The organism is Leclercia sp. UBA5958, assembly GCF_002430365.1.
In the GTDB taxonomy this organism is placed as follows: Bacteria; Pseudomonadota; Gammaproteobacteria; order Enterobacterales; family Enterobacteriaceae; genus Enterobacter; species Enterobacter pneumoniae.
On sequence record NZ_DJCE01000008.1, the window covers coordinates 61,242 to 74,970 of the forward strand.

The window sequence follows — 13,729 nt, forward strand, 5'->3', positions numbered from 1 at the left end:
GCATATAACGCAGTCTATTCTAATACAGTTAACGGAACAGGTATAATTCCTATTTCACATAGTTCCACTTAAATATATTCATGTAACTTATCATTATTTCCCCTGCATTATATCCTTGAGATTTTACTTACATAGTAACAATTATACTTTGTGACTCCGCAAGCGAGTGAATTAGCATGAGACACCTTTCCAGCCGGGAAGGTTCAGCACGTATTAAATAATAAAATATAGCTTGAGGATTCGTCATCATGAAAAGAAAAGTTTTGGCTATGATCATCCCTGCCCTTTTAATGGCTAGCACAGCTCATGCGGCAGAAATATATAACAAAGATGGCAACAAATTAGATCTCTACGGCAAGGTTGATGGCCTGCACTATTTCTCTGACGATAAAGGGGCTGACGGCGATCAAACTTATATCCGTCTGGGATTTAAAGGCGAAACCCAGATTAACGATCTGATGACTGGCTACGGTCAGTGGGAATATAACGTCCAGGCCAATAATACCGAAGGGTCTGAAAATCAGTCCTGGACGCGTCTGGCCTTTGCGGGCCTCAAGTTCGGCCAGTACGGCACCTTCGATTACGGTCGTAACTATGGCGTGCTGTACGACGTCGAGGCCTGGACCGATATGCTGCCAGAGTTCGGTGGCGACAGCTATTCCAAAGCAGATAACTTCATGACCAACCGTGCCAACGGCGTGGCGACTTATCGCAATGCGGATCTGTTTGGCCTGGTTGAAGGCCTGAACGTAGCGCTGCAGTATCAGGGTAACAACGAAGATGAGGGCAACGGGAACGAAGGCACCAATAACGGTCGCGACATTCGTCATGAAAACGGGGACGGCTTCGGTATCTCTTCTACCTACGATTTCGGGATGGGTATCAGCGCCGGCGCGGCCTACACCACGTCTGACCGTACCAACGCGCAGATCAACCGTACTACGGCGGGCGGTGACAAAGCAGATGCCTGGACCGCCGGCCTGAAATACGACGCCAACAACATTTACCTGGCGACCATGTACTCTGAAACCCGTAATATGACCCCGTATGGCAAATTTGATGACGCGGTCGCCAATAAAACCCAGAACGTCGAAGTCACTGCCCAGTATCAGTTCGATTTCGGTCTGCGTCCGGTCGTCTCTTATCTGCAGTCAAAAGGGAAAGATTTGGGCCACGTCTGGGGCGACCAGGATCTGGTGAAATATGCTGAAGTGGGTGCGGTTTACTACTTCAACAAAAATATGTCTACCTACGTTGATTATAAAATCAACCTGCTGGATGAAGACAACGCCTTCTATGCCGCCAATGGCATAGGTACCGACGATATCGTCGCCACCGGTCTGGTTTATCAGTTCTGATAACAGCCGCCCGCGTATCCTCGCGGGCGATTATTTTATAGCAGCCCATCAGTTTTGCTTATTTCACACCCACCGTTCATAACCTTATATTTAGGCTTTACACGCAACCACTCTTTTTAGTTGCGTCAACCGGGGGAATTGAGCCAGGATTACTATCACCTCTGCCTCGAAGTAAAGGGGACCTTGCTATGAATCATCACGCCGTCAAATCTTCACGCATCGCGTCTATTGCTTACGATACATTTAGCGAAACGCTGGAGATTCGTTTTATCGATCGCAGCGCGTACCGTTATCAGCGTGTGCCGGTACGTATTTATAACGACTTTTTGAGCGTCGTCTCGAAAGGTCGCTTCTATGATGGTGTCGTAAAAGGGAAGTTTAAAGAGACGAAGCTTCGGTGAACGCACCTCCGCTGTGCGTCTGCCCTTAACCTCCAGGCTAATCCGCCAGCCTGCGGACCGGGCGATAGGTGAGTATTCCCGCCAGCCCGCCGCCGCCGTCGTTCGGATGTACGGTCCCTTCCGAAACCTCCACTTCCGGGAAGTCGAACGGCGAAACATACTCAATGCAGGCTACGTTCACGCCATATTGATCGGGCCTGGAACGACGCTGATGGAAGGTGTAGATGCCGCATACTGAACAAAAATAGTGCGCCGCCGTCCGCGTGTTAAATCGGTACTCTGTCAGTTTATCTTTGCCTTTCAGCACCGTCACGCCCGACAGCGGTGCCGAGACCACTACCGCGCCGCGCATACGGCAAAAGGAGCAGTTACAGCGGCGGATGGTGTTAAACCCATCCGACAGCTCAACCGTAAATTGCACCGCGCCGCAGTGGCACTGCGCTGACACTTTATTTGCCATAAGATCCCCCTCGCTGAAACTCTGCTAAAAATGCGCACCCTGTTATGACAGGCCCCACCGGTACGGGTTAAGTGTAAGACGCGCTGGCGATTACTGCCCGCCTGCCGGGCATGACGTGACGCCTTCTTGTACTTTGGCTGGGCAAGGCATTGCCGCTCAGGTGCTTAATTTGTCGTAATTAATGGGCTTGGGGGCTAATGTGTGAGGTTATACGTAAGGAAAGTCCTAATCACCAGGCCATACGCTTGTTGTTGGTGGCCAGGCTGCCAGGCTATTGATGACTCTGATGCGGAGAATGCCAACTCCGGGGAAACATCAATAAAAAAAGAGCGTTAAGACTGAGACTCCTGTAGCCCTCCTTGTGGGGGCTTTTTTTTATCATGGTGCCCTTTAAGCGCGCTATTTAGCAGACCGCGATCATTAATTTTTACCTGCTACGCGTGAGAAAAATAGAGGCGATGCACGCTCTTTACCCTTTATGCGTTCCTGAAGCGTTTACAAATTTTGCTGCGCAGGAAGCAAGAGTGACGTTCTGCGCTAAAACATGCTGGCATTCGTCGCCGCAATCCGTACCATACACGGCACACTTTCGCATGCTGGTGATGACCAGCAGGCGCTAACCCGTCTTTTATTGTTAATCGGATGGGGCACATTCATGCGCAGAGGGTGTACGAAATCTTTGCTTTCTCGAAAATGAGAGCAATAGCGAACAGGCGGTAATGCTGAAGACCAGACCGGCGCTTTACCCCACTGGTGCCCCATTCGATATCTGAGTAACTTTTAAATGCAACAGAATCAAGATATTAGTAAAAAAGAACAGTACAACCTGAACAAGCTGCAAAAGCGTCTGCGTCGTAACGTCGGCGAAGCCATTGCGGATTACAACATGATTGAAGAAGGCGACCGCATCATGGTCTGCCTGTCAGGTGGTAAAGACAGTTATACCCTGCTGGAGATCCTGCGAAACCTCCAGCAGAGCGCCCCGGTCAATTTCTCGCTGATCGCGGTCAACCTTGATCAGAAACAGCCGGGCTTCCCGGAGCATATCCTGCCGGAATATCTGGAACAGCAGGGTGTGGAGTATAAGATTGTTGAAGAGAATACCTACGGCATTGTGAAAGAGAAGATCCCGGAAGGCAAAACCACCTGCTCGCTCTGCTCTCGCCTGCGCCGCGGTATTCTCTACCGTACTGCCACCGAACTGGGTTGCACCAAGATTGCCCTCGGCCATCACCGCGACGACATCCTGCAAACCCTGTTCCTGAATATGTTCTACGGTGGCAAGATGAAAGGCATGCCGCCAAAATTGATGAGCGATGACGGTAAGCACATTGTGATCCGCCCGCTGGCCTACTGCCGCGAGAAAGATATCGAGCGCTTTGCCGAGGCTAAAGCCTTCCCGATTATTCCGTGTAACCTCTGCGGCTCGCAGCCTAATCTGCAACGCCAGGTGATTGCCGACATGCTGCGTGACTGGGACAAACGCTATCCAGGTCGCATAGAAACCATGTTCAGCGCCATGCAGAACGTGGTGCCATCGCACCTTAGCGATATCAACCTGTTTGACTTCAAAGGCATTAAGCACGGTTCGGAAGTGGTGAACGGCGGCGATCTGGCCTTTGACCGCGAAGAGATTCCGATGCAGCCGGCGGGATGGCAGCCGGAAGAAGATGACGCACAGCTGGATGAGATGCGCCTGAACGTCATTGAAGTGAAATAAAAACAACGCGTCTCAGACAAGCGCTGAGACGCGATTTCCCCGCTTATTTCAGCAGGCGAACGCGGCAGGTTTTCCCTTTAATCTTTCCGTTTTGCAACTGTTTCCAGGCTTTCTGCGCAACCGACTGACGTACTGCCACATAAACGTGAGCGGGATGGACAACAATTTTCCCGATATCGGCACCCTCCAGCCCAATGTCACCGGTTAACGCCCCCAGCACATCACCCGGACGCATCTTGGCTTTTTTCCCGCCATCAATGCACAGGGTGGCCATCTCCGCCGCCAGCGGCGTAATACTGACATTCGCCGGGGCTGTGACCCAGTTCAGTTTAATTTGCAGCATCTCCGCCAGGATGTTGGCGCGCTGCGCCTCTTCCGGCGCGCAGAAGCTGATGGCTAACCCGCTGTTCCCTGCACGCGCAGTACGTCCGATACGGTGGACATGGACTTCGGGATCCCATGCGAGCTCGTAGTTCACCACGAGCTCCAGGGATTTGATGTCCAGGCCTCGCGCCGCCACATCCGTCGCCACCAGCACGCGCGCGCTGCCGTTGGCAAAACGCACCAGAGTCTGGTCACGATCGCGTTGTTCTAAATCTCCATGCAGGGAGAGCGCGCTTTGGCCCGCCGCGGTCAGGGCGTCACACACCGACTGGCAATCTTTTTTAGTATTACAAAACACCACGCAGGAGGCGGGTTTGTGAATGCTTAGCAGCTTCTGGAGCAGCGGGATTTTGCCCTGCTGCGTGGTATCAAAGAACTGCTGTTCGATCGCGGGTAACGCATCCACAGTGTCGATCTCGATCGCCAGTGGATTTTGCTGCACCCGGCCACTGATCGCCGCAATGGCTTGTGGCCAGGTCGCCGAAAAGAGAAGGGTTTGTTTAGAGGCAGGGGCAAAACGGATCACTTCGTCGATGGCCTCGCTAAATCCCATGTCCAGCATGCGGTCGGCTTCATCAAGCACCAATGTTTGCAGGGCCTCCAGCGACACCGTCCCTTTTTGCAGGTGATCTAACAGACGGCCCGGCGTGGCAACGATAATGTGCGGCGCATGTTGCAAGGAGTCGCGCTGGGCGCCGAACGGCTGACCGCCGCAGAGGGTTAAAATTTTGGTGTTAGGCAAGAAACGCGCCAGACGGCGCAGTTCGCCAGCCACCTGATCCGCCAGCTCCCGGGTCGGGCAAAGTACCAGCGACTGCGTCTGGAACAGCGAGGCATCAATGTGCTGTAACAGGCCAAGACCGAATGCAGCCGTTTTACCACTGCCGGTTTGCGCCTGCACGCGTACATCGCGTCCCTCAAGGATCGCCGGAAGCGCGGCAGCTTGTACAGGGGTCATCGTCAGGTAGCCCAACTCGTTGAGATTATCGAGTTGGGCGGCAGGCAGTACGTTCAGTGTAGAAAAGGCGGTCACAATTATTCTCGCGTTAAAAAGTCACAGTCAGCAGGCGCGTATCCTCGCAGATCTGCCCTTACGATGCGACATTTTAATCGGAACTTCATCAGGGGGTGGATCCGGCATCGGTTGCGGACGCGGAATAGGTTCGGGCACAGGTACCGGGTCGGTAGGCACCGGGTCCGATTGTTGTGGCTGCCAGAGCAGCAGTGTTAACAGACAGGTCATTTTACCCTCCGGGCATTGGGAGTGACTCTTTTAGGGTAGACGCTGCTGTACGACAGGCAAAAAAAAGCCGACTATTTTAGTCGGCGTCGTACGAATCAATTGTGCTATGCAGTAATTCAAAAAAGGAAGTAAGACAATATGGAGCGCAACGCCCATCGCTTGACGTTGCATTCACCTGCGAAACGAATAGTGCACCTTTACGACAGGCAGTTTCTTGACCTCGCTCAAGTAAAATGGCGTTTTAAGCTTTTCACAACCTGAGAAATGCGTAAATTTACAGCCATTTACTGCGATGCAACCACCATGCAACACCGCCGATTAAAACCACTAACATGATGCAAAACACTGAAAAACCGAAGCGGTATGCCCCTCCGGGAATACCGCCCAGATTGACGCCAAACAGGCCGGTTAAAAAGGTACTGGGTAAAAAGACCATCGCCATCAGCGACATCGTGTAGGTGCGCCGGGATAGCGACTCCTGCATCACCTGCGCAATCTCATCGGACATCACCGCGGTTCGCGCGATGCAGGCGTCAATCTCATCCAGCCCGCGGCCAAGACGGTCAGCGATATCCTGCATCCGCCGGCGCTGATCGTCATTCATCCAGCTCAGGCGCTCACTCGCCAGCCGTGCATAGACATCGCGCTGCGGAGCCATATAGCGCCGCATCACAATCAGTTGTTTGCGCAGGAGCGCGAGGAAACCGCGCGGGGGAATTTGCTGATCGAGCAGATTGTCTTCCAGATCGATAATTTTATCGTGCAGCTCTTCAATAAACTCGCTGGCGTGCTCGGTCAGGGCATCGCAGACATCCACCAGCCAGCCACCACAATCTTCCGGCCCGGTCCCCTCTTTCAGATCATTAATGACATCGTCCAGCGCCAGTACCTTGCGCTGACGCGTCGAGACAATGAGCCGCTCATCCATATACACGCGCATCGCTACCAGCTGATCGGGACGTTCATCGGTGCTGCCATTAATACACCGCAGGGTGATCAGGGTACCCTCACCCATTCGCGTAACGCGCGGGCGCAGACTTTCCCCAGCCAGCGCATCGCGCACATAGTTGGGGAGTAATGGGGTCGATGCCAGCCAGTCAGCACTCTCAGGTTGCGTGTAGTTCAGGTGAAGCCAGCAAGGGTGTTCACGATCGATGATATCGTCGTTTTCCAGCGGCCTTGCTGCCCCCTTTCCGTCAAGTATCCACGCAAATACCGCGTCAGGAACGTTAACTTCAGATCCTTTAATGCCTTCCACAGCGCCTCCGCCTTTCATCTATCTTGTTGTCAGTCTAGCCACCCTGGCATGTTAAGCAACAATTTACATGGGCATCGCGCTGAATTTGCTCATAAAAAAGCCTGGCGAACCAGGCTTTATCTTTAGTAAGAGTGCCCCATTCGCGAGGCTAATCGTCGACCATCCATGCCATAGTTTTCCGTATTCTCTTGCTCGAGACGGAAGTTACGCGTGCGAGCCTGCAGCTCAATCACCTGATTTTTTAATACCGCAGAGGAGCCAGAGAGTTCATCGACCATCGCCACGTTGCTCTGGGTCACGTTCTCCAGGTCGCTCAGCGCGAGGGTGATTTGCGCAATGCCCATCTCCTGTTCGCTGGTGGAGTTCGAGATCTCATTCATGAGCTGGCTCACCTGACCCGAGCCGCTCACGATATCGCGCATGTTCTTTTCTGCCTCCGACACCACCATCGCCCCCTGGTTGACGTTATGGCTGGTCACGTCGATGAGCGATTTAATGTTTTTGGCCGCTTCCGCACTGCGATGGGCCAGGCTACGTACCTCACCCGCCACGACCGAGAAGCCTTTACCGTGGTCGCCGGCGCGTGCGGCCTCTACGGCCGCGTTCAAGGCCAGTATATTGGTCTGGAAAGCGATACCGTCAATCATGGAGATAATTTCGGTCATCTGCTGAGCGCATTCGGTTATCGAATTCATATTATTCGCCACCTGCCCCATCAACTCGCCCCCCTTTTTCGCCTGCTGTGTGGCGGCATTCGCCCGCTCGCTGGCCAGACGGGTGTTGTCTGCCGTGTTACGCGTGGTGGCGGCCATCTGCTCCATGCTGGCCGCCGTTTCTACCAGCGAGGCCGACTGCTGCTCTGTTTTGGCCGAAAGGGCCGCGCTGCGCGCCGCCAGCTGATCCGACAGGCTCATCGCCGTTTGTGAAGAGGCACGAATTTCACTTACCAGCGTCGCGATATTGCCGGATAGCGTGTTAATGCCCGGGATTAATCGCCCGGCGCAATTATTACCGAACTCGGGAATGATTACGCCCAGTTTGCCCGCGGTAACTTCTTCAATACTTCTTTTCACAGTATTGATCGGCTTCACAAGAAATTGTGTCAAATAGGTGAATAAGAGTAAAAAAGCGACGATGAAGAAAATGTTCAACGCGATCAGTAGAGTGAATTTCCCGGGAGACACTGCAACCAGGAAATTGGATATTAAAAAGACGCCCACGAGATAAACAAGAACAAATGTTCTTACGCTAATGTTTTTAAGCATAATAGAGTCCGCAATCGATATTTTTGTCGATATTGAGTTTATAGCACCCGCCTTTTTATTTTTCATCTCAAATTTAAGGTCTTGTTGCCTTTGGTGGTCATACCAGTTAATTTGCGTTAGGTAAGGATATAATCTGTCATTAATAAATACAAACCAGCAAAAACTCCAGTACGCATGCGCTCTATATACTATATCGTTATTTTTTAACAACGTAGTTTTTAATTGCGCTACGTCTCACTGATGAAAAGAATCAGGGTTGATTAAACCTAATTTAGTCACGCTTAAGTATTATCGAGATGGCATGTTTCTTCAATACCGCTACAAATAATGATAAAGATTTTTCGCTGAATACCGATAACGTATAGACCCAGAAATAATATTTTGACCGAATGGTCAATTATTTGCCAGACTGTTTCGACTTCTGCAGGCCAGAGATGCAATAATTTATAAAACAGTGTTTTTATTCCGGTTCTCATCCACCACCCCGTTCTATCCTGACTCCCTGCTAATCATCCCGATGATTGACGACCCTGTACGGACCCAACGTTTTACCGCGAACGCGCGTTTGTTGATTCATTAAGTGGCGATTGAGACCCGGTTTTCAGCTCCGTTCGTGGCGACAGGAAAACGTTAGCCGTCAGTAAAATAAATAAGAATCATGCGCGGGTCTCACAAAAAAATCATGCCTGATGGTATGAAGTAGAGTATGTTGCAAAGAAAACCGTGCGTGTCGTTTCCGTTATGGTCCAGGCTGCGTGCCGATAAATGGGACTTAATTATGTCGCTACCTGAGTTTGATGCGCTTAATATTCTTAAAACGCCCGTCTGGTTGATCTCCGCGGAAACAGAAACCCTGCTTTTTGCCAATACGGTGGCGAAAGCGTTTATGCAGGGGGCAACGTTCGACGCGCTGCGTAAGGGGAATTACTGCGCCCATGCGCAAACGTCGCTGGCCATGTATGTTCCAGATTTAAAAGCGCAGCAGGAGATTGTTGAGGTCTGGACTATCCTGCATCGCGACGAAAAAATCACCCTGAGCTGCCGGCTGTCGCTGACCTCCTTTGCCCCTTATGGCGAAGTGATTGTCTTCGAAGGTCTGCCTCCCCAGCCTGCGACGGGACTCAAAGCCACCCGCTCGGCCACCTATCAGCGTAAAAAAAAGGGTTTTTACGCCCGCTTTTTTCTCACTAACAGCGCGCCGATGCTGCTGATCGATCCGGCCCGTGACGGCCAGATCGTAGATGCCAACGTCGCGGCCCTCACTTTCTACGGCTATAACCATGACGAGATGTGCAGCAAACATACCTGGGAGATCAACACACTTGGCCGGAACATCTTGCCAGTCATGAACGAAATCGCCCGCTTGCCCGGCGGACATAAGCCGCTGAATTTTGTCCATCGCCTCGCAAACGGGACCACCCGCCACGTACAGACCTACGCCGGGCCAATTGAAATCTATGGCGATAAGTTGATGCTGTGCATCATTCACGATATTACCGAGCAAAAAAGGCTGGAGCAGGAACTTGAGCACGCCGCCCTTCGCGATTCACTCACGGGGCTGCTGAACCGCCGTCAGTTCTATAGTCTGACCGACAAAACAACCGCCGCTCAGCTGCCGCTCCAGCAGGAGTTCAGCCTGCTGCTGGTGGACACCGATCACTTCAAAGATATTAATGATATGTTCGGCCATCAAAAGGGGGATGAGGTATTAATTGCCCTTGCAAGGATGCTGGAGAGTTGTTGCCGCAAAGACGATTACGTCTTCCGCTGGGGGGGCGAAGAGTTTGTCCTGCTGCTCCCCCGCACTTCACTGGAAGCGGCTTTACAACTGGCAGAAACTCTTCGCGTCGCTATTGCTCACATCGCCCTTCCCGGCCTGCCGCGCTTTACTGTCAGTATTGGTGTCGCACGTCACAACCCGGACGAGAACATAGATGAACTTTTCAAACGGGTGGATGATGCTCTCTACCGCGCAAAAAACGATGGGCATAACAAGGTGCTGGCCGCCTGAAGGGGTAGCCTGGTTTCACGCCCCCCCTTCTGATTAGGCGCGGTTGCCTGACCTTCACAGGCAACCGCTACGCATCAGTGCTTCTCAATATACATCGTGCGGCTGTAGGCCACGTCTTCCGGGTTATTGATCGGGTAGCCCTTCACCCAGGGTTTGATCAAGCGGCCATTGGTGTATTGATAAATCGGGGCCACTGGGGCTTTTTCGGCCAGAATTTTCTCTGCGGCGTTGTAATCCGCATTCCGCGCCTTCGCGGTGGTCTCCATGGATGCCTGGTTAATCACCTTGTCATACGCCGGGTCGTTGAAGCGTGAAATATTCCCCGTGTGGGTGGAGGTCAACAGCGAGAGGAAAGTCGACGGCTCGTTATAATCCCCTACCCACGAGGCGCGGATCACATCGAAGTTGCCGGTGTTACGACTGTCGATGTAGGTTTTCCACTCCTGGTTTTGCAGCTTCACATCCACGCCGAGGTTCTTCTTCCACATCGACGCCACCGCGATGGCGATTTTCTGGTGGTTTTCAGAGGTGTTGTACAGCAGCGTCAGCTTCAATGGGCGCTGAGGATTATAGCCTGCCGCCTGAAGCAGGGTTTTCGCCTGGGCGTTAAGCTCCTCTTGCGACATCTGCTCAAACGGCGACGGCTCTGGAGTAAAGCCCGCCGTCACATCCGGGGTGAAGTGCCAGGCCGGTTTTTCGCCCGTACCCAGGACTTTCTCGGCCATAATGCGCCGGTCGATGGTCATACTCAGCGCCAGACGCACCCGGGCATCGGCGGTCGGCCCTTTCTGGGTATTAAAGGCGTAGTAATAGGTACCTAGCTGAGGGGGCGTATAGACCTGCCCTGGAATATCTTTCAGTAACTTTTGATAGAGGTTTTTCGGGAAAGATTCGGTAATGTCGATATCGTTCGCCAGGTAGCGTTTGGTGGCGGAAGACTCCTGATTGATCGGCACAAAGGTCACCTTCTTCAGCACCGTTTTGCCATTGTCCCAGTAATGCGTATTGGGCTCGACCACCAGCTTCTCGTTCACCACCCGATCTTTCAGCACGAACGCGCCGTTTCCTACCAGCGCACCAGGGCGGGTCCACTCTTTACCGCTTTCGACGTTGGCTTTTTGTACCGGATAGAAGGCGAAACTGGCGGTAAGGTTAGCAAACCACGGCAAGGGTTTATCCAGTTGCACGCGCAGGGTGTGGTTATCTACCGCCGTCACGCCGAGCTTGTCTGGCGTGGCTTTCCCGTCAATGATCGCCTGGGCGTTGGTCACGCCTGCCAGCGCAGCAAACCACGCAAAAGGCGACGTGGTTTTCGGATCAACCAGACGCTGCCAGCTGTAAACAAAATCTTGCGCCGTGACCGGGGTACCGTCTGACCACCGGGCATTATCGCGCAGGGTGAAGGTCCAGACCCGGTTGTCATTGCTCTGCCAGCGGGTAGCAACACCCGGTACCAACTCGCCTTTCTCGTTCTGGTTTACCAGGCCTTCAAACAGATCGCGTATAACCTGAATTTCAGGCAGCCCCACGGCTTTGGCGGGATCGAGTGATGCGGGTTCATCTTTAATATGGCGAACCAGCTCCTGTCTCGGCGCCAGCTGCGTGCCGGAAGGAATATCCGCCGCAAAGGACCAGGATGACAGGCCGCACAGCAACAGGGCAGAAGTAAGCAGCGAAACAGGATGCTTCATGAGATCCTCTCTGGAATAGTGGCTAACAAGCAGATGGCTAATTATTTGTTTCAGAACAGTGAAATGCAAATAACTTACGCCGGAAACATGATATACGCCAGTTTTCCCGGGCTGGCGAAACTATTTGATTAAGCAGATGTTTTGCACAACACTGCCAGTAAGCACCATTATCATCAGGATCCCCTATGACCCTTACTCGCCCCCGAACAGAACGTGGCGCTTTTCCTCCCGGCACCGAACATTATGGTCGCTCACTGCTTGGCGCGCCGCTTATCTGGTTTCCCGCGCCCAATGCCGATCGTGAAAGTGGCCTTATCATCGCCGGCACCCATGGCGATGAAAATTCCTCGATTGTCACCCTCTCCTGCGCGCTACGCACTCTGGCGCCCGAACAGCGTCGGCATCACGTGGTGTTGACGGTTAATCCGGATGGGTGTCAGTTGGGGCTGCGCGCCAACGCGCGCGGGGTGGATTTAAATCGCAACTTCCCGGCAGCAAACTGGCGCGCAGGCGAGACGGTTTATCGCTGGAACAGCGCGGCAGAAGAGCGGGATGTGGTGCTGCTAACCGGCGAAAAACCAGGTTCAGAGCCCGAAACCCAGGGGTTGTGCAAGTTGATTCACAAGCTGCACCCGGCATGGGTGGTCTCGTTTCACGATCCGCTCGCCTGTATAGAGGACCCCGGCCATACGGCGCTGGGACGCTGGCTGGCAGAGGCTTTCTCCCTGCCACTGGTCACCAGCGTCGGCTATGAAACGCCAGGCTCGTTTGGTAGCTGGTGTGCGGACCTGGGTCTTCACTGCATCACCGCAGAGTTCCCCCCCATCTCTTCTGACGAAGCCAGCGAAAAGTATCTGAAAGCGATGGTGGGCCTGCTGCGCTGGGAAGCTCAAAGATAGAGGGTACCGGCGCGAAACTGCAGGGCGGGTGAGACATCGACCGCCAGCCACGTGGGGCCATCCAGGTCGGCGAAGCTGACCTCTGGCACCAGCGGCAGCGCGGCGCCGATGGCTCTGGAGGTGCAGAGCATGCAGCCCAGCATCAGGGCGAACCCCTGCTCCTGCGCCTCAGTAGCTAACGCCAGCGCCTCGGTCAGCCCACCCGTTTTATCGAGTTTTATATTGACCATCTCATAGCGCCCTTTTAGCTCACTCAGGCTTGCGCGCGTGTGGCAGCTCTCATCGGCACAGATGGGCAGCGGATGAATAAAGTTTGCGAGCGCCGCATCTTCCCCCGCGGGGAGAGGCTGCTCAAGCATCGCCACCCCGAGGTCTGCCAGCAGCTGGCAGCGCGCCGCCAGCCCTTCAACGTGCCAGGATTCATTAGCATCGACAATCAGCGTAGCCTCTGGCGCTGCCGCACGGATCGCAATCATCCGTTCGCTTATCAGGCGATCGTCCAGTTTGACCTTCAGCAATCTTGCTCCGGCCGCGCTGAGCGCCTGGGCGCTGGCGGCCATCTGCTCAGGCTCGCCAATGACCACTGTCTGAGCCGTTATGAGGCTTTGGGGGAGCGTGGCACCCGCCAGATGCGCCAGGGGCATCTCCTGCTGACGGGCGGCAAGATCCCAGAGGGCGCAGTCCACGGCATTACGAGCCGCTCCGGGGGGCAGAGCTGCCTGCAGCGCTTCGCGCGTCATACCCTGCTCGATTTCTGGCCCCAGGGCCATAATTTGCGCCATCACAGAGGCTGGCGTTTCGCCGTAGCGCGGATAAGGCGTACACTCCCCCACACCTTTAATGCCCTCCTCCTCGATTTCAACGACCACGACGCAGGCTTCGCTGCGGGCACCCCGGGAGATGACAAAGGGTGAATGCAGAGGCCAGGCTTCTTCGTAAACCTTGAGGGTTTTCATCACTCGCTCCTGTAATGCGACTTATCGTAAATAGGGTTTGCCGTGTTATTCGCTGTTGTCATACACTAGCGGCGACGTTAACT

At 53.7% G+C, this 13,729-nt stretch carries 12 protein-coding genes and 1 pseudogene; 6 read left to right on the forward strand and 7 right to left on the reverse strand.

The window, feature by feature from the left end; genetic code table 11:
• Positions 1-248: 248 nt before the first annotated feature.
• Positions 249-1,358, forward strand: coding sequence for a porin OmpC (ompC, locus tag B2Q93_RS13415; RefSeq protein WP_286933467.1), 1,110 nt, complete (start codon positions 249-251; stop codon positions 1,356-1,358).
• A 188-nt stretch (positions 1,359-1,546) separates the two neighbouring features.
• Positions 1,547-1,759: a KTSC domain-containing protein gene (locus B2Q93_RS13420; protein WP_207291828.1), complete on the forward strand. Its 213-nt coding sequence runs from the start codon at positions 1,547-1,549 to the stop codon at positions 1,757-1,759.
• Positions 1,760-1,796: 37 nt separating this feature from the next.
• On the opposite strand, the gene B2Q93_RS13425 is transcribed toward B2Q93_RS13420, so the two are convergent.
• Entirely contained in the window at positions 1,797-2,219 is a 423-nt protein-coding gene (locus tag B2Q93_RS13425) for a GFA family protein (protein WP_046885239.1), read from the reverse strand.
• A 531-nt stretch (positions 2,220-2,750) separates the two neighbouring features.
• Here B2Q93_RS13425 and B2Q93_RS13430 point away from each other — a divergent pair.
• Together B2Q93_RS13430 and ttcA are read left to right on the forward strand one after the other, a co-directional pair.
• A pseudogene (locus B2Q93_RS13430) lies at positions 2,751-2,992 on the forward strand (site-specific integrase); the annotation flags it as partial.
• A gap of 11 nt (positions 2,993-3,003) precedes the next feature.
• Entirely contained in the window at positions 3,004-3,939 is a 936-nt protein-coding gene (gene ttcA / locus B2Q93_RS13435; protein WP_286933468.1) for a tRNA 2-thiocytidine(32) synthetase TtcA, read from the forward strand.
• Positions 3,940-3,982: 43 nt separating this feature from the next.
• Here ttcA and dbpA read toward each other — a convergent pair whose 3' ends face one another.
• The 4 genes from dbpA to B2Q93_RS13455 all read right to left on the reverse strand — a co-directional run bounded on the left by dbpA (position 3,983) and on the right by B2Q93_RS13455 (position 8,089).
• The gene (gene dbpA / locus B2Q93_RS13440; protein WP_046885238.1) at positions 3,983-5,356 is read right to left on the reverse strand and encodes an ATP-dependent RNA helicase DbpA; all 1,374 of its coding nucleotides are present in this window, start codon (positions 5,354-5,356) and stop codon (positions 3,983-3,985) included.
• Between the two features lie 27 nt (positions 5,357-5,383).
• Complete coding sequence (locus B2Q93_RS13445) at positions 5,384-5,566, reverse strand: hypothetical protein (RefSeq protein WP_072039506.1); 183 nt, start codon at positions 5,564-5,566, stop codon at positions 5,384-5,386.
• A gap of 274 nt (positions 5,567-5,840) precedes the next feature.
• On the reverse strand, positions 5,841-6,824 hold the full coding sequence (zntB, locus tag B2Q93_RS13450) for a zinc transporter ZntB (protein WP_040078480.1): 984 nt from the start codon (positions 6,822-6,824) through the stop codon (positions 5,841-5,843).
• 122 nt (positions 6,825-6,946) lie between these two features.
• Complete coding sequence (locus B2Q93_RS13455; RefSeq protein ID WP_286933471.1) at positions 6,947-8,089, reverse strand: methyl-accepting chemotaxis protein; 1,143 nt, start codon at positions 8,087-8,089, stop codon at positions 6,947-6,949.
• Positions 8,090-8,867: 778 nt separating this feature from the next.
• Here B2Q93_RS13455 and B2Q93_RS13460 point away from each other — a divergent pair.
• Positions 8,868-10,100 (forward strand): GGDEF domain-containing protein, encoded by a 1,233-nt coding sequence (locus tag B2Q93_RS13460; protein ID WP_286933624.1) that lies wholly within the window; start codon positions 8,868-8,870, stop codon positions 10,098-10,100.
• A 74-nt stretch (positions 10,101-10,174) separates the two neighbouring features.
• Here B2Q93_RS13460 and B2Q93_RS13465 read toward each other — a convergent pair whose 3' ends face one another.
• Complete coding sequence (locus B2Q93_RS13465) at positions 10,175-11,791, reverse strand: peptide ABC transporter substrate-binding protein (RefSeq protein WP_212475774.1); 1,617 nt, start codon at positions 11,789-11,791, stop codon at positions 10,175-10,177.
• A gap of 185 nt (positions 11,792-11,976) precedes the next feature.
• Between B2Q93_RS13465 and mpaA the strand changes: the two genes are divergently transcribed.
• Entirely contained in the window at positions 11,977-12,690 is a 714-nt protein-coding gene (gene mpaA / locus B2Q93_RS13470; RefSeq protein WP_207291833.1) for a murein tripeptide amidase MpaA, read from the forward strand.
• Here the strand turns inward: mpaA and ycjG are convergent.
• Complete coding sequence (ycjG, locus tag B2Q93_RS13475; RefSeq protein ID WP_286933474.1) at positions 12,681-13,646, reverse strand: L-Ala-D/L-Glu epimerase; 966 nt, start codon at positions 13,644-13,646, stop codon at positions 12,681-12,683. The two genes, mpaA and ycjG, sit on opposite strands and share 10 nt — an antisense overlap.
• Positions 13,647-13,729: the final 83 nt, after the last annotated feature.

Coding starts and splice junctions, on each gene's coding strand:
- ompC (WP_286933467.1), top strand. CDS start 249: ATGAAAAGAAAAGTTTTGGCTATGATCATCCCTGCCCTTTTAATGGCT.
- mpaA (WP_207291833.1), top strand. CDS start 11,977: ATGACCCTTACTCGCCCCCGAACAGAACGTGGCGCTTTTCCTCCCGGC.
- B2Q93_RS13465 (WP_212475774.1), bottom strand. CDS start 11,791: ATGAAGCATCCTGTTTCGCTGCTTACTTCTGCCCTGTTGCTGTGCGGC.
- B2Q93_RS13420 (WP_207291828.1), top strand. CDS start 1,547: ATGAATCATCACGCCGTCAAATCTTCACGCATCGCGTCTATTGCTTAC.
- B2Q93_RS13455 (WP_286933471.1), bottom strand. CDS start 8,089: ATGCTTAAAAACATTAGCGTAAGAACATTTGTTCTTGTTTATCTCGTG.
- ycjG (WP_286933474.1), bottom strand. CDS start 13,646: ATGAAAACCCTCAAGGTTTACGAAGAAGCCTGGCCTCTGCATTCACCC.
- ttcA (WP_286933468.1), top strand. CDS start 3,004: ATGCAACAGAATCAAGATATTAGTAAAAAAGAACAGTACAACCTGAAC.
- B2Q93_RS13460 (WP_286933624.1), top strand. CDS start 8,868: ATGTCGCTACCTGAGTTTGATGCGCTTAATATTCTTAAAACGCCCGTC.
- B2Q93_RS13445 (WP_072039506.1), bottom strand. CDS start 5,566: ATGACCTGTCTGTTAACACTGCTGCTCTGGCAGCCACAACAATCGGAC.
- B2Q93_RS13425 (WP_046885239.1), bottom strand. CDS start 2,219: ATGGCAAATAAAGTGTCAGCGCAGTGCCACTGCGGCGCGGTGCAATTT.